Source organism: Providencia sp. LY12, assembly GCF_057621555.1.
Genome location: NZ_CM172594.1, coordinates 570,002 through 589,327, shown reverse-complemented (window position 1 = coordinate 589,327; position 19,326 = coordinate 570,002). Strand labels below are relative to the sequence as shown.

The 19,326-nt window shown below is 42.3% G+C and carries 16 protein-coding genes; 9 read left to right on the top strand and 7 right to left on the bottom strand.

Features of this window, described 5'->3' with window-relative positions:
• Positions 1-133: 133 nt before the first annotated feature.
• On the bottom strand, positions 134-1,147 hold the full coding sequence (locus ACY3ZI_RS02585) for a mechanosensitive ion channel family protein (protein ID WP_487375936.1): 1,014 nt from the start codon (positions 1,145-1,147) through the stop codon (positions 134-136).
• 142 nt (positions 1,148-1,289) lie between these two features.
• Here ACY3ZI_RS02585 and ACY3ZI_RS02580 point away from each other — a divergent pair, with 142 nt between their 5' ends.
• Entirely contained in the window at positions 1,290-1,697 is a 408-nt protein-coding gene (locus tag ACY3ZI_RS02580) for a DUF2750 domain-containing protein (RefSeq protein ID WP_487375935.1), read from the top strand.
• A gap of 44 nt (positions 1,698-1,741) precedes the next feature.
• Here the strand turns inward: ACY3ZI_RS02580 and ACY3ZI_RS02575 are convergent, their stop codons facing one another.
• The 3 genes from ACY3ZI_RS02575 to rbsK all read right to left on the bottom strand — a co-directional run bounded on the left by ACY3ZI_RS02575 (position 1,742) and on the right by rbsK (position 5,211).
• Positions 1,742-2,758, bottom strand: a complete 1,017-nt coding sequence (locus tag ACY3ZI_RS02575; RefSeq protein ID WP_211887921.1) for an aldose 1-epimerase family protein — start codon at positions 2,756-2,758, stop codon at positions 1,742-1,744.
• A gap of 64 nt (positions 2,759-2,822) precedes the next feature.
• Positions 2,823-4,130: an L-fucose:H+ symporter permease gene (gene fucP, locus ACY3ZI_RS02570; protein ID WP_211887855.1), complete on the bottom strand. Its 1,308-nt coding sequence runs from the start codon at positions 4,128-4,130 to the stop codon at positions 2,823-2,825.
• Positions 4,131-4,290: 160 nt separating this feature from the next.
• Positions 4,291-5,211 carry a ribokinase gene (rbsK, locus tag ACY3ZI_RS02565; RefSeq protein WP_154601062.1) on the bottom strand — a complete coding sequence of 307 codons (921 nt, stop codon included), beginning with the start codon at positions 5,209-5,211 and terminating at the stop codon, positions 4,291-4,293.
• A gap of 183 nt (positions 5,212-5,394) precedes the next feature.
• Here rbsK and deoC point away from each other — a divergent pair, with 183 nt between their 5' ends.
• Both deoC and ACY3ZI_RS02555 read left to right on the top strand, forming a co-directional pair.
• Positions 5,395-6,063, top strand: coding sequence for a deoxyribose-phosphate aldolase (gene deoC, locus ACY3ZI_RS02560; protein WP_036955058.1), 669 nt, complete (start codon positions 5,395-5,397; stop codon positions 6,061-6,063).
• 46 nt (positions 6,064-6,109) lie between these two features.
• Positions 6,110-6,889, top strand: coding sequence for a DeoR family transcriptional regulator (locus ACY3ZI_RS02555; protein ID WP_487375934.1), 780 nt, complete (start codon positions 6,110-6,112; stop codon positions 6,887-6,889).
• 60 nt (positions 6,890-6,949) lie between these two features.
• On the opposite strand, the gene rnz is transcribed toward ACY3ZI_RS02555, so the two are convergent.
• Entirely contained in the window at positions 6,950-7,864 is a 915-nt protein-coding gene (gene rnz / locus ACY3ZI_RS02550; RefSeq protein WP_211887922.1) for a ribonuclease Z, read from the bottom strand.
• Between the two features lie 256 nt (positions 7,865-8,120).
• Between rnz and ACY3ZI_RS02545 the strand changes: the two genes are divergently transcribed.
• A complete protein-coding gene (locus ACY3ZI_RS02545) occupies positions 8,121-11,417 on the top strand; it encodes an inverse autotransporter beta domain-containing protein (RefSeq protein ID WP_487375933.1) in 3,297 nt (1,098 codons plus the stop codon).
• 174 nt (positions 11,418-11,591) lie between these two features.
• Here the strand turns inward: ACY3ZI_RS02545 and rtcR are convergent, their stop codons facing one another.
• Entirely contained in the window at positions 11,592-13,175 is a 1,584-nt protein-coding gene (rtcR, locus tag ACY3ZI_RS02540) for an RNA repair transcriptional activator RtcR (RefSeq protein WP_487375932.1), read from the bottom strand.
• A 480-nt stretch (positions 13,176-13,655) separates the two neighbouring features.
• On the opposite strand from rtcR, the gene ACY3ZI_RS02535 reads away from it, so the two are divergent.
• The 3 genes from ACY3ZI_RS02535 (at position 13,656) to ACY3ZI_RS02525 (ending at position 16,842) form a co-directional block, all read left to right on the top strand.
• Positions 13,656-14,774 carry a slipin family protein gene (locus ACY3ZI_RS02535; RefSeq protein ID WP_487375931.1) on the top strand — a complete coding sequence of 373 codons (1,119 nt, stop codon included), beginning with the start codon at positions 13,656-13,658 and terminating at the stop codon, positions 14,772-14,774.
• Positions 14,775-14,776: 2 nt separating this feature from the next.
• Entirely contained in the window at positions 14,777-16,003 is a 1,227-nt protein-coding gene (locus ACY3ZI_RS02530; RefSeq protein WP_211887858.1) for an RtcB family protein, read from the top strand.
• Between the two features lie 83 nt (positions 16,004-16,086).
• Positions 16,087-16,842: a nucleotidyltransferase domain-containing protein gene (locus tag ACY3ZI_RS02525; protein WP_487377433.1), complete on the top strand. Its 756-nt coding sequence runs from the start codon at positions 16,087-16,089 to the stop codon at positions 16,840-16,842.
• A 61-nt stretch (positions 16,843-16,903) separates the two neighbouring features.
• Here the strand turns inward: ACY3ZI_RS02525 and ACY3ZI_RS02520 are convergent, their stop codons facing one another.
• Complete coding sequence (locus ACY3ZI_RS02520; protein WP_036955165.1) at positions 16,904-17,326, bottom strand: DoxX family protein; 423 nt, start codon at positions 17,324-17,326, stop codon at positions 16,904-16,906.
• 647 nt (positions 17,327-17,973) lie between these two features.
• Between ACY3ZI_RS02520 and ACY3ZI_RS02515 the strand changes: the two genes are divergently transcribed.
• Together ACY3ZI_RS02515 and ACY3ZI_RS02510 are read left to right on the top strand one after the other, a co-directional pair.
• A complete protein-coding gene (locus tag ACY3ZI_RS02515) occupies positions 17,974-18,567 on the top strand; it encodes a fimbrial protein (protein WP_006663314.1) in 594 nt (197 codons plus the stop codon).
• A gap of 52 nt (positions 18,568-18,619) precedes the next feature.
• Positions 18,620-19,312, top strand: coding sequence for a fimbrial biogenesis chaperone (locus ACY3ZI_RS02510; protein ID WP_487375930.1), 693 nt, complete (start codon positions 18,620-18,622; stop codon positions 19,310-19,312).
• Positions 19,313-19,326 lie beyond the last annotated feature (14 nt).

Here is a 19,326-nt window from a genome sequence, read left to right as displayed (position 1 = left end):
GTATAAAAATTTCCGGATAATCTCACCGGCTTTTTAGTCATAAACCATAAAAAATAGATTATTTGCAGATTAACCGACCGAAACAGACAATAATGACAGTGGATCAGTCGGTTAATTTTTCGAGACGACGAGGTTACTTGTTTCTTTCTACGTACAGAGTTTGAGATGGATATGCAAAGTCCGCATTATGACGCTTAACTATATCAATAATTTTCAAATAGACCGCTTGCTGCGCATCCAGCCATTCTGCCCATACGGTGGTTTTCGTAAAGCAGTACACCATAATATTTAGGGAAGAATCCGCAAACGCATCAAAATAGACCAGCAAGGTTTGCCCTGTATCGATATTTTCATCTTGCTTCAGCATGGTGCGAATATCGTCCACAATCGCGCTGACTTTGTCGGCATCTTCATAACGTAAACCGATTTCTGTTTTAATCCGTCGGTTAGTCATGCGCCCTGGGTTTTCAACACTAATGGAAGAAAATAGCGAGTTAGGAATATAAAGCGGACGATGGTCAAACGTAACAATCTTGGTGATCCGCCAGCCAATTTCGACGACCGTCCCTTCAATATTTCTATCCGGCGAGCTGACCCAATCCCCAATATTAAACGGGCGGTCAAAATAGAGCATGATCCCTGAGAAAAAGTTACTCAGAATATCTTTACCCGCCATACCGATAGCGATACCGCCAATGCCCCCAAATGCCATCAAACCTGACAAACTCATGCCAAAATGTTCGCCAAATAACAGCATAATGATGACGATGACCGCGGTCTTAAATATGCGCGCAATAATCCGCGCGGAAGTTGGGTCACTGCCTTTTTTAATCTGTTTTTTCTCTAGGCGGTTAACCAACTGAAAGAATTTTCGCGTGATAATCAATGCTATCACCGATATGGCGACTAGATTAATCAGTGGTGTTGAAATAAAGGTTAAATCAAAGTCACTGGCTGCCATATCTACAGATTGAGCTGCCACTAACACCATCACGCACAGCACCATGGTTTGGATCACATGCACCAAAATGCTTTTTCGCTTATGTTTGTGCCGCTTGTGTAAAACTTCAAAAAGCAAATACAACGCTAAACAGACGGCAATGATGGTCATGCCAATGGCATATTTTTCAAGTAATGCTTCTATCATGTCGATTGCCCTAAACTGACATTAAAAACTAATTTGCTGTGTAAAATATAACACTCTAAATAGTGAGTGAATAACTGCTAAGATATCAATTATTCATTTAATTTTCTCAATAATTATCAATTACTTTTTAGGTAGTCTAATAATGAACAGTGTCTATTTCTCACCTAAAAAACAAGAAATCCAAAATGTTCTACTACTGAACCCCCATCAACGATATGACTATTTTATCGGCAAGGTTGCAGATTGGGAGCAAGTATGGACATTGGGTAACCATGAGGGTTTAGTCACGGCACAAGATGATAGCCAGTGTTTATTTTTACCTCTGTGGGTCGCAAAAGAGTATGCCGAATTATGCTTAACCGATGAATGGGTCGAATGTTCCCCGCTTCCTATGACGTTGGAACATTTAATGACGGAAATATTACCTGACATGGCGAGCGCCAATATTAAAACAGCAATCATGATGCTACCCAATGGCAAGGGTACCCCAATATTTGATGCTCAGAGCGTACTCGATGACTTACAAGAAGAGTGCCAGCAATATGAATAAAAGGCTGCACATTGGCAGCCTCATAAAAAACTCAAAAACAAATTTTACTGTTCGACACCCGTCGTCACAGTAAATTGACGGTTTTCTCCCGCTTCCAACCAAATCAGCGTTTGGTTATTTTTCGCGGCAATAAACCCTTCTGGGCGACAGGTCGCTGGTAACACAAATGCCCCCACTTTTTGATCGCCATTATATAAAATCCAGCGAGTCGCATAGTTCAGTTCATTGGCTTTAAAGCGGGTCACAAAGGTATTGCCCACAGGCGAGGTCATCTTAAATTCGGGATTGGCCGTATATTGGCTCAAATTATCCATAAAGAAGACAATCTCAGGATCACACATTTGTGGCTGATTCAGCTGATTAAGTGTCACTTCGCCTGACTTGAGCGCTTGGTTAAAATCGAGCCATTTTTGGGTTGGATGCACATGTCCCGGAATGGATTCACGCAGCTTAATCGCCTGTTCAGGAATATTTTGCGTTAAAGTGGCGTCGTCCACATAGGCATAGTTCATATGGCACATATATTGAAGCGGCATTGGTACAGATGCCAAGTTAGTGACGGACATATGAATATCAAACAGCGCGCTATCAGTATGCAGTTGCACAGACGGCGCCGCACGATAATGATGGCCAAAGCCCATCACATACTCATACTCGCCACACACTTTAAGACTGTTTTCCGTCAATTCAAGCCATGCGCTATCCATTGGTGCGCAAGGCATTTCCCCGTGTAATGGGTGATTATCTTCTGGCGATGGGCAACCATTACTAATTAATCCAGAATGGAAGGCGAAGCAGCCATAGGTTTCAATCACAGTTGGAACAGGCTTAGGTTCTGAAAACATATTTTCCATTTTCAGATTTTGCCCACAAAACTCAGCATCCCAAATCATCTGCCCTAAAAATGGCAAAATGGTTAAATGTCCCTGCGAGTTTTCAACACGCAGCCCTTGCACACCAGATTGATAGACAAATGCGGAAACGGAAAACTGGCTATTTTTCAAAACTAAGGTCGGTTTTTCCGTAAATAAGCGTTTATGTAACGGGATAATTGTGTTCATTGTCATACTCACGGTTTGAGGTAAAGATGGGGTAGGCATGAAGCCTACCCTGAGTCACAGTCTATTATTTGGCTTCTTGTTTAGCTTTAAAGCGGCGCTCACCAACGAAGTAAATACCCACGTAGACAAAGCACAGCATAGAAACTAAGAAAGAGAGTTGCAGAGAGTGAGTGATATCCGCGACATAGCCTTGGATAGCAGGAACAACCGCAGCCCCGACAATCGCCATCACAATCACCGCACCTGCCATTTCAGTGTGCTCATTATCGACGGTTTCCAGCGTACCCGCATAGATAGTCGCCCAGCACGGTCCAAACAGGATGCTCACCAGTACTGCTGCATACACTGCGGTGAAGCTCGGCATAAAGGCCACATACACCAGGAACAGCACACCAATAATTGAATAGATAATCAGGACTTTATCCGCGTTAAAGCGAGTCATTAAGATGTTGGCAATAAATTTACCGATAAAGAAGCAGGCGAAGCTGTACACCATGAAGTTAGAGGCATCACGTTCGTTGATATCCCCCATTTCCAGCGCTAAACGGATGGTGAACGACCAAACGGCAACTTGCATGCCCACATATAAGAACTGGGCGATGATCCCTTTTCTAAAGCGGCTGTTTTTAGCTAAATATTTTAAGGTATCCAGTGCAGAAGGACGTTTATGTTCCGCCGTTTCTGCCACTTTACATTTCGGGAATTTCGTCAGTAAAAACAGGAGCATCACCACAACCAATACCATGATCATATAACGGTATGGCTCAAGGGTGTTTTCCAGCATCGCTAAACGGAACTCATGGATTTGAGTCGCATCCATGTTTGCCATTTGGTTTTGCAGGCTTTCCCCTTCGGAGAAGACCAAATATTTACCTAATAAGATCCCGCCAGCGGCACCGATTGGGTAGAAGGTTTGGCTGATGTTCAGACGCAGAGTCGCGTACTGTTTTGGACCAATCATCGAACTGTAGGTATTCGCTGCGGTTTCAAGGAAGCTTAAACCAATCGCGATAGCAAAAATCGCGGCTAAGAACATGGTATAAGTCGCCATATGAGACGCAGGGAAGAACATGGAACAACCCGCGATATACAAAATAAGCCCGATCATAATCGCGTATTTATAACTGGTTTTTTTGATAACCAGTGAGGCTGGAATGGCAATCAAGAAATAACCGCCATAGAACGCACTTTGCACTAATGCAGAGGCAAAGTTGCTGAGTTCGAAAACACTTTTAAACTGTGTGATTAAAATATCATTCAGTGCTGCTGCACATCCCCAGAGCGGGAATAAGCAGGAAAGTAGGATAAATTGGAATATAGGAGTCTTATTCAGGTACCCATCAGGTAACTGAGTTATATTTTTGATGTTCATATTAACCCTTAATAATTTTTATTATATTTTTAACCGGTTAAACGGGCTTTTTGCTCTAATGGCAACCTTCATTTCAACCGGTCATGCTCAACATCATTCAAATTCAGAGCAAATATTGTGGGTACAGGTAATGCTTCTGGTGCTTGAAAGATGATGCGTACTAATTATTCAACTGCACAAACTCACTGAACTGCTCGATGCTTGGGTAAGACGATTGCGTGCCTTTTCCCGTTACACTAAAGGCTGAAAACAGAACCGCTTTTTTCATCGCTTCTTCAATATTTCCGGTATGAACATAGTAATGAGAGAAGCAACCAATGAATGCATCCCCAGCCCCGCTGGTATCAATCGCGTTCACTTTGATAGCCGGAATGAACAGTTCGCTTTCACGAGTCATCCATAACGCACCTTTATCACCTAAAGTCACAATCAGGTTTTTCAGGCCTTTATCTAATAGGGATTGAGCCGCACGACGCACGTTATCCATGGTATCCACAGGCATATTGGTCAGAATTTCTAGCTCGGTTTCATTCGGTACAAAGAAATCACAACGGCATGCGTAATCTAAATCCAGTGCGCGTTGTGCTGGCGCTGGGTTAAGCAACACAGGAATGTTGTGCTTATTACCAAAGGCAATTGCGTGGTAAACCGTTTCCAGCTGCACTTCCAGCTGCAATACGATCAATTTACATTTTTTCAGATCTTCCGCAGCACGGTCGATATCTTCAGGGGATAAAAACTTATTCGCCCCTTTGACGATCAAGATGCTGTTCGATGAGTTTTGATTCACAAAAATCGGTGCAACGCCGCTCGATGTGCAAGGCACTTTTTCTACATAACGCGTATTGATGCCGTAAGACTCAAGATTACGAATCGTGTTATCCGCAAAAATGTCGTCACCGACCTTAGTTAGCATAATGACTTTGGAGTTTAATTTTGCTGCGGCAACAGCTTGGTTTGCCCCTTTACCGCCACAACCGATTTTGAAGGCTGGGGCTTCGAGGGTTTCCCCTTCTTTAGGCATTTGATCAATGTAAGTGATCAAATCGACCATGTTTGAACCGATAACTGCTATATCCATAATGTCCCTCGTGTTAAATAAATCACATAATGATATAATCCTAACATTATCATGTTGCAAAAATATCATTTGTGATTAGGATCTCGAATAACGAATGATCAAGTGTTATATCTGCCACATTTCCTCATTCTTTGTTACCTATTCCACATCTATTCTGAAAAACTTCATATAGGAAGGTTTAAAATGCAAGATTTAGCGAAATATATTGATCACACTTTATTGGCTGCCAACGCAACAGTTAACGATATCAAAACGTTATGTGCAGAAGCCGCAGAGCATCACTTCGCCTCTGTGTGTGTTAACACTGGCTATGTGCCATTGGCAAGCGAATGTTTAAAAGATAGCGATGTGATGGTGTGCTGTGTTGTTGGTTTCCCATTAGGCGCATGTTTAACAGAAGCCAAAGCCTTTGAAGCTGCTGAAGCTGTGCGCCGTGGTGCCGATGAAGTGGATATGGTTATCAACGTAGGTATGCTGAAAAGCGGTGATTTAGACTTTGTTCGTCAAGATATTGAAGCCGTTTTTGCGGCTTGTGGTAAGGCAACATTAAAGGTGATCCTCGAAACTTGCCTGTTAACTGATGAAGAAATCACACAGGTTTGTGAAATTTGCCGCACAATTAACGTTGGATTTGTGAAAACTTCAACAGGATTCAGTACAATGGGTGCCACTGAGCATCACGTCGCTTTAATGCGCAAAGTGGTTGGTAATGAAATTGGCGTCAAAGCATCCGGTGGCGTACGTACGCGTGAAACCGCAATTAAGATGATTGAAGCTGGTGCTAACCGCGTTGGTGCAAGTGCGAGTGTCGCTATTGTCACGGGAGAAAATACCACTCCAAGTGACTACTAAACAACGGGGCGCGGTTCGTCCGCGCCATCATAAAAAGGATTGCAGGGTGATAGAAACTAAACAAAAAGAACGCCTTCGCCGATTAAGTGAATGTATTAAACGTTCAGGACGCATTCATCTTAAAGAAGCCGCGAGAATACTCGAAGTCTCTGAAATGACCATTCGCCGAGATCTCAATGCGGATACCGAAGGCCCTATCCCAATGTCACTGCTTGGTGGCTATATTGTTTCTGTCACTCAACCTACCGCTTTAGCCCCTCACGAACCCCATGCCGATATTTTCACGCCAGATCAAACTGAAGACCTATATATTCCTAATTTAGCCGCCAGTATGGTCAGTGAAGATGATGTGATCTTTTTCGACAATGGCATCGAAATGGCGACCTTGATAGCCTTAATCCCAGAAGAAATTAGCTTTACCGGAATTTGTTATTCTCATAACGTTTTTCTCGCATTGAGCCAGAAAAAAAATGTCACGGCGCTACTATGTGGTGGGGAATACCGCCCAAAAAGTGATTCTTTTTACAGCCCAACGCTGCCTTCGTTACTAGATTCCATTAACCCCAAAAAAGCGTTTATGTCCGCCACTGGGGTTCACAGTGCTTATGGGGTGACTTGCTATAATCTCGATGATTTACCGATGAAAAAGAAAGGCATGGAAAAATCTATCCGTAAGATTTTATTAGCACCTTACAATCTGTTTGATGAAGTGGCGACCGCTAATATGGGCGAACTGTCCCAGTTTGATGTGATTGTGACAAACCGACAGCTTAGTGATGAATACGAAACATACTGCCGCAATGGGTTTGTGAAAGTGATTTATTAGTATGACGCATTTCATCAAAACAAATCGACACGTTTGAAATCGTGTCGATTTGTTTTCTCACTAAATTTTAACCGTCAAATAATCTTCCGCTATTTGCGTCTCAGGAAACTCAGCTTGGCACTCCGCCAATAAACGCGGAATGTCATCCGACCCATAACGCCCACTGATATGCGTCGCAATAAACCGTTTTACTCCTGCTTGTTTGGCAAGCTGCGCCGCTTGTCGGGTAGAAGAGTGCCCATGTTCATTGGCTTTCGCCTCTAGCGCCACTTCTAGAGTAGTCTCATGCACCATCACATCGGCATTTTTTGCCAATAACAACGCATCTGGCGTTGGGATAGTATCCCCAAAAATCGCCACTACTTTACCTGCAACTGGCTCACCAAGGTAGTCAGCTCCATTCACGGTGCGACCATCTTCTAGCTCAATCACTTCGCCCTTTTTCAGCGCCTGCATCCAAGGCCCGCGAGGGATCCCATCTTGCTCCAGTTTTTGCACATTTAGCGCCCCCGGTTTTGGATGTTCTTCAATACGATAGCCATAACATTCTACGCGGTGATCCAACCGATACGCAGTGACAACCATCTCCCCATCATCAAATAACTTACCTGCCTCAATTTCTACAATTTCAAGAGGATAAGTCATATAGGAATCGCTCACTGATAAAACCGTTTCCACATACTGCTTCAGCCCTTTTGGCCCATATAGCGTCAGGGGATCCGTCGTTCCCCCCATAGAGCGGCTACACAGCAATCCCTGCAACCCAAAAATATGGTCACCGTGTAAATGGGTAATAAAAATCTTCTCGATTTTGGGTGTTTTAAAGGGGCTGTTTAAGATTCGGTGTTGAGTACCTTCGCCACAGTCAAAGAGCCAGTAGCTTTTACGGATACCGACTAAATTTAATATCATACTGGTGACATTGCGCTCTTTTGTTGGCACTCCTGCGCTAGTACCCAAGAAAGTCAGCTCCATAATTCCTCTTCTATCTCTTTGTTTTAAATTACTAAAATACAATTCCAAACTTTTCCAAAGTGGCTAACGCAGCCTTTTTGAAGGCTTTTTTATTATTGCAATTTTCGTCGTGTCCATGCTGGCAAAATTTATGGAATTCACAGCTATTCCAACTGCCCAATTTAGTTTCTTTTTAAGTCAAATTAATTCACAAGCTCGTATCTAGCTCCCTACTCCAAAATGGCCGCGTAAATTTTCGCCACTAGGAATCCATTGAATGAGCCCCTCTTTTTTAACCGTTAAACAAAAACTGGCTAACGGTTTTGTGATATTTACGGCTATTTGGTCGTCCGTCATTATGCCTGTTGTTCCAGCTTATGCAAAAATGTTGGATAACAAAGAGCTACCATCACTAGGTAGCGAGCAGATCATCAACGAAGATAATACTGAGCGCTTAACCGCCGAACACACTAAAACAATCGGAACCTTCCTTTCACAAAAGAAAACGATGAAGGATCTGTCTGAGATGGCGCAAGACTACGCACGAAATAAAGTTGCCAGTGAAGCCACAAAAGAGATTGAACATTGGTTATCCAAAGCGGGTAATGTCAAACTCAATATCGATATTGATAAAAAGTTCTCCGTTAAAAACTCACAGTTTGACTGGCTGATCCCTTGGTATGACCAAGAGGAAATATTGCTATTCACCCAGCACAGTCTACATCGTTATGATGAGCGATTTCATACCAATAATGGGATTGGCTTACGCCATTTCCATGAAAAAAGCACTATTGGTATGAATGCATTTATCGACCACGATTTTTCTCACGCCCATACTCGCGCAGGATTAGGAATTGAATATTGGCAAGACTACTTAAAATTAAATGCCAATAGCTATTTCGGTTTAACCACATGGAAAAGCGCACCAGAACTCAACCATGATTATAATGCCAAACCCGCCCACGGCTGGGATATTCAAGTAGAAGGCTGGCTACCCGCTTATCCACACCTAGGTGGAAACTTAAAGTATGAGCAATACTATGGTGATAGCGTTGCCTTATTCGGAAAAACAAAACGTCAAAAAAATCCGAATGCCGCGACCATTGGAGCTAACTGGACGCCATTCCCATTATTAACATTAAATGCCAGCCATAAATTTAGCAGCGAAAAACAAGCCGAGACCCAAGCTAAACTTCAATTTACTTGGACTTTCGGTAAGAGCTTAGCCCACCATTTAGATCCAACTAAGATCGCCGAGACACGCCGTCTTTCAGGTAACCGTTATGATTTTGTTGAACGCAATAATAATATTATTCTCAACTACCAAAAGAAAACCTTACTGCACCTGTCATTACCGACTAAAATCCAAGGGGAAACAGGACAATCCGTTCCACTAGTCAAATCTTTCACTGGTAAATATCCTCTCAAGCACATTGAGTGGCAAGCACCTGAGTTTTTAGCTGCAGGCGGCTCTATTAGCTCCACTGATCAAACGGCTACCCTGACTTTACCATCATATAAAACATCCAATACGGCAAAAGATACACAAAAGATAAATCGCTACCGTTTACAAGCAACTGCCTATGATATTAAAGGCAACGCCTCACCTATTGCTGAAACCTTAATTGAAATTATTCATCCTGACATGCTCAGCATCAGCCCTAATGACGTGACCTTTCATGGTAAAGGTTTAGCCAATGGTCTTGATATTAATGCCCTTACCGCCATTGTCAGAGACCCTTTAGGTAATCCGGTTTCCAACGCAAAAGTCATGTTTATTTTACCCAATACACTCTCTCTCGCTTCCCAGAATATAAAAACTGCCACTAACTCCAGTGTTCAGAACGACCTACGTAAAAAAATGCAAGCGATGAAAGGAACAAAACCATTGGAGTACACCACGACAACAAATACGAAAGGCGAAGCTAGAGTACAATTCACTTCACAAATTGCAGGATCATACGAAATTAGTGCTTACACAGGTAATCAGCAACTCACGAAAGCTCAAGTCGTTTTCAAGCCTGATTCCACTCAAGCGCATATTTACAGTGTTATCGTCACCCGGGCTAAGGCTATAGCTGATGGTATTTCAACAAATGCAGTTCAAGCTTATATTACTGACAAAAATGGAAACCCTATTGCCAATCAGGAAGTTACCTTTGCAGCTACTCATGCAAAAATCGTTGATAAAGCAACAACGGATAAAAATGGTGTTGTTGAAGTTACACTCACTAGCTTAAAAGCCGGTCCAAGTGAAGTGACCATATCAGTCAATGGTCAGAGTGAGACCAAAGCCGTTGAGTTCCTTAGCGGAAAATTACATCAAGTGACTGTCTTAGATGTACATGAAGTACATGCAGGCAGAGAAAGCCAAGTGTCATTCCAATTATTGGATAGCCACGGCAATCCAATAATTGATGCCCAAAATGACATTACAGTCATCATTGACCAAAAACCGGAATCTGCCGCCATTAGATATACTGATATCGATAATGGTATCTATGAGGCTAAAATTTCAGGACAACAATCAGGGAAGCATACGATCCAAGTTGTTCTGGATAAATTAACCTCACCTGAGCGAACGTTTACCACACTTGGAGCTTCATCCATAAAATCAGCCAATACAGATGGTAGTGGTGCAGCAGGGGCATTAGGTGTCATTGCAAGCATTGAAATAGACATCAGCCCTAACCGGACTAATTTTAAATCTGGCGACAACCCGCTTATCATGGTCACGCTGAAAGATAGTTTTGGTAATGCAATTGAAAATGTGGATTTCAATAATATTCACCTTGGCAACACTAAAGGCAAAGATCTTGCTTGGCGCGATGAAGGGCACAGTGACTATATTGTCAATTTACCATTAACCACAGTTGGTGATATTGATATCACTGCCCATGTAAATGGAATATCTGGTCCGAAAACTATTTTGACGGTCAACCGCAATAGTGATATTTCAAATATTCAAAATGTCGTGGTGATACCAATCAATCCGTCTACCAATGCGGGAGATAAACCGGTATTAAAAGTTGAACTGACAGACAGCCACGGCAATACCGTTACAGGTGTTCAACAGATTGATATCACTATCGATAATCAAACGCATACTCTGCCTGTGACCCAAAACTCAGATGGTAGCTACACCCTCACCCTTCCTGCACAACACAGTGGAAATAAGCACATTCAGGTGTTGGTCAATGGTAAAGGCTCCAACCAAGCGACCATTACCATACAAGCACCTTCTACCATCTCGTCAGTCCCAAATGGGCAATCCGGTGCACAAGGGGTGCTGGATACCGTTACCCTGAGTAGCAGCGCCCTCACCAACCTCAAATCCGGTGACTCACTGGTGTTAACCGTGACAGCAACCGATAGTTTTAATAACCCGTTAACTGGTTTGGCTTCAGCTATCACGTTGACCCATCTTCAAACCGGCAATGTAACATGGACAGATAATCAAGACGGCACTTATACCGCGTCACTGGTATTAAGCAAACTGGGCAGTGATACCCTGACGGCAACTGTAAATGCTATCGCTAGCCAAACCATTTCAATCACAGTGGAACCTAAATAAAGTAAAGCAATAACCACCGTAGAGTTACATGCCTAGCCCCCAATGATTACTGCGGGGTAAAGCACAACTTTCACTCTTACTCTACGTGACAAACTTGCATTAACAATCATTACCCCTCCCCCGCTTCGGCGGGGATTTTTCTTATGGCATTATATTTTCTGCGATATAGCACCTTCAAACTCCTGCTTTCACCCCATCCCAATCCAATCCAAATTTAGCTAAATACTTTCGCAGCCTATCTGCATCATTCGGTTGCTTTTTCTGTTGGCGAGACACCGCAAATAGAGTGCGCCCAGCTTCTGATAATGATGAAGATTTTCGGCACACATCCAGTACGGTGGCTAACTGCTGCTGTTCAAACAGGTCGATTTCCCCGACTTGCTTAGGTAGCTGTAGTTTAGATTTCGGCTGCCACTGCTGGCTTAAACGCTGAATTTCCTCCTCCACCACAGATTGCGTAATACGCCCACGTTCGGCGAAGGTTGCCATACGGGAAATTGAAGCGCCTAATTCACGGAAGTTGCCTCGCCATGCGGCTTTAGGGGAGCAAGAAAACTGAACATAGCGCTGACGTGCTTCTCTATCAAAACGGATTTGGCTCTGCTCTGCTTGGCAGAATTTTGCCAGTTCATAATCGATATTCGGCTCAATATCCTCACGGCGATCCGCCAGCCCTGGCAACACAAATGTCCACATATTAATACGGGCGAATAAATCTTCGCGGAATTTCCCCTCTTCCACCCACTCGGCAAGGTTGCGATGGGTGCCAGCTATCAACTGAAAATCACTTTGAATTTCACTGTCCGAACCAAATGGGAAAAAGCTTTTTTCTTCAATGGCTTTTAATAGCATTGCCTGCTCATCAAGCCCTAACTCGGCAATTTCATCCAAAAATAAAATCCCGCCGTCGGCCTCTTTCAGTAACCCTTGGCGTGGGTTAAGCGCGCCCGTAAATGCGCCCTTCACATGCCCAAATAACGTGGACATCGCATTATCGCCGCGCAAGGTGGCACAGTTAATCTCCACAAAGCGACCTTTGACTTGATGGCGCCCTTGGCGTAACTGGTAAATTCGCCGAGCCAGAAATGATTTTCCTGCCCCCGTTGGGCCATTGAGCAAAATCGGCGCTTTAGAGCGTAGTGCCACACGCTCGATTTGCTCAATCATGGTATTAAATGCCTGATTACGGGTGGCGATCCCCGCTTTTAAGAATGCCAACTGAGTTTGCTGCTGGCTATCAAAGCGGCTGGTGATTTGCGCATAACGGCTTAAATCAAGATCAATTTCCGCATACATACCCACAGGATCGGTTTCCCGTTCCCCGCGAATCGGTGAAGTTTGGATCAATTTTGCGGGCAAATAGTGTGCTTCCGTCAGTAAGAACCAACAGATTTGTACCACGTGGGTGCCTGTCGTGATATGCACCAAATACTCTTCGTTTTCTGTATCGAAAGGGTAGTTCGCAGAAAAATCCAGCAGTGAAGTGTAGACCTCTTCAAAGTCCCACGGGTCCGCAATATCCACTTCACGTAGCACCACCTCCGTTGTCGGCGATGCTTGCTCAATATCCTCTTTCACGCGGCACGCGAGCGAGTAGTCGTTCACCTGATGAATTAGCTCAAAACGGTGAATATCTAAATCTGCTTGCTGGCACAGTCCCACAGTAGGACGCCATTTTTTCCAGCGATTGACTTTTTTACCGCGTCTATCAAGCACAGTACCCAATACTCCAATAACCACTTTTCTTTTTTGATTCATATTTATAAATATTTATAAGTTACGATATAAAAATATATAAATAAGCATAAGTCATTCTGATAAACAATGGCACCGGAAAAATCAAAGAAATAATTAAATGTTAATTATCAATTAATTAAAAATATTTAATGGCATTTTTAGAAAGTTGGCACGCATCTGGCAATAGTCTGACTGTCCACTACCGGAATTTGTCAGAACTTCAGTTCTACCGGTGCAGACATGGTGGCTAACCCCACTTCATGGTCTGTATTCCGCCGTTGGTAAGACCTATCTGGTAATAGCATGCGCTATCGGGTTCGAGTCCCGACATTCAAAACCAAATGAATAAAACGTGGTTGCCGTTTCGCCACACAGTGTTATCCGAGTCATCGCACCGGGCATTGAGCAAAACAGTAGACAGCCGTATGGCGCTCGATTGTTTCCCTCCTCGCTTCGTCGATGATTTCGATAACATCTCAATAAATAAAAAGGAAAATAACAATGACAAAAATTAACGTGGCACAGGGATACATTGCACTGACTTCAAACAAAGGCGACTTCAAGCAACTGTTCGTGGCTGGCGAACATCGCCTCTATGATTTATTTAATAAACTGACAGTGACTCAATTTGAACTGAATAATGACCCAATTGAAGAGAAACTTGCTGAGCATTTACGCCAGTTTCACCCTGATTGGGTTGAAGAATACTGCGTAGATATCACTCTTGCAGATGATGAAATGGGCTTTGTGTATTTGCATAACAGCCTGACGGAAATTTTAGCACCCGCGACGCGCCGACTGTACTGGAAAACGGGCAATACGTTGCGAATCGAAACCCAATCGACGGATGATGTGGTTATCAACCCAACACTACTGACGCGTTTGGCGGGTAAAAAACGCATCAAAGGTACCGATCTGGCGTTAATCAGCCAAGTCCCTGCATGGCATGTAGGTATCTTCAAATTGGATGGTGAAATTCAATCCATTTTGCAACCCGGCACTTACGGCTACTGGAAGATTTTCCGTAAGCCTGAAGTGGACGTGATTGATACACGGTTACAGGCATTGGAAGTCAGCGGTCAGGAGATTTTGACCAAAGATAAAGTCACTTTGCGTGTTAACTTATCGGCAAACTGGCGCTATGCCGACATTTTGTTGGTGTTATCCAAATTAAGCCAACCTGTGGATTATTTATATCGCGAGCTGCAATTTGCCCTGCGTGAAATTATCGGCACACGCACCTTAGATGAACTTTTGGAAAACAAGCAGTTAATCGACCAGCTGATGATGGAGCATGTGGTACAAACCGCCCTCACCTTCGGTTTAGAAATCGATAGCATTGGCGTGAAAGATATTATTTTACCGGGAGACATGCGCACCATCTTGTCTCAGGTAGTAGAAGCCGAAAAATCAGCGCAAGCCAACGTGATCCGTCGCCGCGAAGAAACCGCCGCCACCCGTTCACTGTTGAATACCGCCAAAGTGATGGAAAACAACCCTATTGCCTTGCGTTTGAAAGAGCTCGAAACCTTAGAAAATATTGCACATCGAATCGACCAAATTTCCGTTTATGGTGGATTGGATCAAGTATTAAACGGATTGGTAAAAATTAAGGAATAACAATGAATAACAATAACTTTAACCAAATTATGCAGCCAAATAGTGCGCCAGTAAAAATGTGGACTCACGGAGTCCCTGTTGACCCTGCGGCAGTGACCCAATTGCAAAACACCGCAAAAATGCCGTTTATCTTTAAACACCTCGCAGTGATGCCGGATGTGCATGTGGGTAAAGGTTCCACTATCGGGAGCGTGATCCCAACCAAAGGGGCGATTATCCCTGCGGCGGTTGGAGTGGATATTGGGTGTGGAATGATTGCGGTGCGTACATCGCTAACCGCATCGGATTTGCCAGATAGCCTGCAAAATATTCGTTTTGCCATTGAAGCGGCAGTACCTCATGGACGAACCACTCATCGACACGGTCGAGATAAAGGTGCTTGGTATCGAGCCCCTGATATTGTGGATACCCACTGGGCGCAACTGGATGAAGAGTTCAAACGTATCTGCGATAAATACCCAAAACTGCGTGGAACGAATCACTATAAACACTTAGGAACGTTGGGAACGGGAAACCACTTTATTGAGCTGTGTTTGGATGAGCAAGACCGTGTTTGGGTGATGCTACACAGCGGATCTCGCGGTGTGGGAAATGCGATTGGTAACTTGTTTATTACCTTGGCGCAAAAAGATATGCAGCAGCATATCGCCAACTTACCCGATCGCGATTTGGCGTACTTCCAAGAAGGAAGTCAATACTTCAACGACTATATGGAAGCCGTAGGTTGGGCGCAGGATTTTGCCCGTCATAACCGTGAAGTGATGATGCACCGCGTACTGGAAGCGCTGTCAAAAGAAATCACCAAACCGTTTATAACCCAGCAAGAAGCCGTAAACTGCCACCATAACTATGTGCAAAAAGAGCAACATTTTGGTGAAGAAATTTTGGTGACTCGAAAAGGGGCTGTATCTGCCCAAAAAGGGCAAATGGGGATCATTCCAGGCTCAATGGGAGCTAAAAGCTTTATTGTTCGCGGTCTAGGAAACGAAGAGAGTTTTTGCTCATGTAGCCACGGCGCAGGGCGCGTAATGAGCCGAACAGAAGCTAAAAAACGTTTTTCCGTGAGCGACCAAAAGATAGCGACCGCCCATGTTGAGTGCCGAAAAGATAGCGATGTGATTGATGAAATTCCAATGGCGTATAAAGACATTGATGCAGTGATGGCAGCCCAATCATCGCTGGTAGAAATTGTACATACGCTACGCCAAGTAGTGTGTGTGAAGGGATAATACCCCCTGTTAGGAGCAAAAAGATGAAAAGTAGCAGCATGGAAAAAATGAGTGATGGTGTATCCATGCTTATGTAAGAAAGGATACGTGAAACATTAAGCGAGATAGAACGCACTCACCAAGTCAAAATATTATTTGCCTGTGAATCCGGTAGTCGTGGTTGGGGATTTGCCTCACAAGACAGTGATTATGATGTACGCTTTATCTATGTGCATTCCCTCGATTGGTATCTGACACTCGATAGAAAGCGTGATGTGATAGAAAAGCCGATTGACGACGAGCTAGATGTGTCTGGTTGGGAATTATCAAAAGCCTTAAAACTGATGCGTAATTCTAACCCCGCATTAATTGAATGGTTACAGTCGCCGATTGTTTATCATAAAGATGAGGACTTTTTTGCTCAGTTAGAATCATTGGCTAAACAATTCTACTCACCGTTAAAAGCGCGTTACCACTATCTTTCTATCAGTAAAAGGAACTTACACACTGATTTTAAGGGCGAAGAAGTGAGATTAAAAAAATACTTTTATATCTTACGGTCAGTATTAGCTTTGCGATGGATAGAGAACCATAAAAATATGCCACCGATGGCTTTTCGTGATTTAGTCGCGGCATGTGTCAGACAAAAGGATGTATTAACGGAAATTAATACGCTGCTAGAGATAAAAGGTCGAGGCAAAGAAAGCCTATATGGCGCGCGCAGACCCGCTATTGACGCCTTAATCCAAGAAACCATAGACCGCATGGAAAGCTACCAATTTCCAGAGCCGTCTTGTAGAGATAGTCGCCTGTTAGATGCGTTCTTACAGAAAACCATCTTAGAATTTAGTGCTAAATAGCGTTTCTCGTTATCAAACAAAGGGCATCGATTTCGATGCCCTTTTCACTATTTCACGCTATTTATCGCCAATTCTCACTTTTTACCACAGAGAATTTCCCTGCCCCCAGTAACGCAATCGCCAGCGCACTCACAAAGAAATAAACGATGCTCTCAATCGCCCATGCCCCTGTTTTATCCAGTAAGAACGTTTTATCTAACCCCACCATTAACCATGCAACAATCATCGTGAACGCCACTAACAATGCAGATGGTCGAGTCAAAATACCCAACACAATGAAAATAGGAGCAACCACTTCACCCAAAATTGTGCCGTAAGCAATAAATTCAGGTAAACCATAAGAGGCTAACAACCCTTTGATGCCACTCGCACCTGTTAGCAACTTGCTCATTCCGTGAAATAGCATTAACCCACCCACAGCTAAGCGCAACAGCAATTTTCCTGCGTCTTCATGTGACAAACAACGATTGAAAAGTCCGACCATTTTGCACCCCATCTCTCTACGTTATGTTACTTATCATTATGGTTCAAAAATCAGAAATGAGAATTGTTTTAATTTTCATTTTGTTCATCTATATCAAGGTAATTCTAGTTATTTTTAATCCACTATTTCTTATTCAAAAATAGCGTTTATGCTCTCTTTTTTTGAACTAATTTTTTGAACCCCACAACTCAATGTGCAGTTAAATTGAAAAACACTCCATAAAAAATTAACCACACAATTAACAAGACTAATCACTCAATAAATTTTTAATTAATTAAACAAAAATATTAAAAAGCATAATACTCTTTTTACTTGTTTAAATATTGAAGATAAATAAAAACAAAAAATTCCAGAATAAAAATAAAATAGAAATAAAATCACAAAATAAAATATTCCTTATATTATCTATACTTAACTAAGTAACATCACTCATTAAAAGCAAAAATTCAGCACATTAAATAACGAAAAACAAAAAATACAATATTTTAATCTGAAAATTTGAAATCATTGGATTTATAAACCCATTAATTCCACTTTACATATCTTGAAGATCTTTAAACCTTGTCTAAGCTTAAAAAGCTAGTTAATTCTGACTCGCAAAAAAAATCACTTATTTTAATTAATCGAGAACCTCGATGGGGTTAATTATGCCTAGACATATACTTTCTCTATCAATACTGTCCTTATCCGTGTTATCTGGCTCAGTAATTGCTGCCACAAATAGCCCTGGAGGTATTATTTCTTTCTCCGGTGCAATTAGTGATACTACCTGTACGATTAATGGTAATAACAGCGCTGATATGTCGATTGCTTTAGATCCGATTATATCTTCTGATGCAGGGACAACGGCAAGTACAGTTATTACAAAAAACCAAAAAGCCTTTGGGCTTACCTTTTCAAACTGTGCAATTGTTGGTGGAGGTACGCCAGCAGGGACATTAAAACTTCACTTCTCTTCAAGTAATATTTCGCCTTCAGGCCTGTATTTAATGAATACAACAGTGAACGAAAATGATCCGGCCGTTGCTCGTAACGTGGGCTTTAGCTTGTCACAGACTGGATCACCAACCGTTGCTATTCCATTAAATACGACCTTTGATACTCAGTTAACCGCAGCCAATACCACTTCAGCTGCTGGTGCAACATTGAACTTAATTGCTAGCTACTACAAAACAAATGCGACTGCCGCATCTGTCGGTGCGCTGCAATCAAACGTTGTTTATACCGTTTCATATCTATAACAATAAACTCAAGCTAGGTTCCTCTGAACCTAGCTTTTAGTGAGAATTTATTATGAAAATAAAATTATTATTCTTACTTCTTTTATTATTTTCTAAAGAAACATTTTCAAACGTTATTATTACAGGAACAAGGATTATATATCCAGAAGCTGCACAAAGCATGTCTGTTCAATTAACTAATAACAGTAACACACCGTCATTAGTTCAATCTTGGATTGATGATGGTAATATAAATTCAACACCTGAGAATTCAGATGCACCTTTTTATCTTTACCCTCCTATTATCAAAATAGAGGGTTTACAAGGTCAACAATTAAAAATCAAAAAAACAGATAGAAAACTTCCAAATAATGTTGAAAGTGTTTTTTATTTAAATGTCCTAGATATTCCTAAAGCGCCAGATTCAATGAAAGGGAAAAATGTCATTCAATTAGCGGCACGTTCAAGAATAAAACTATTTTATCGACCTACGGGATTAACTGAATCACCTGAAAATATCACGGACAATATTAGTTACCAGCTAAATAATAACGGTATTGTCGTGAATAATAACTCCCAATACCACTTTACTATTGCTGCTATTACAACGCCTGAAGATAAAAAAACAGCGCTTGTTGATTCAGAGATGGTTCCACCACACACATCCAAAACACTGCCTTTAAAAAAGCAGTTAAAGGGTAACAATCTTATTCTGACTTATGTTGATGATTATGGTGTTTTCAAATCTAAAAACCTTCAGCTTTAACAGAAGAAACCATC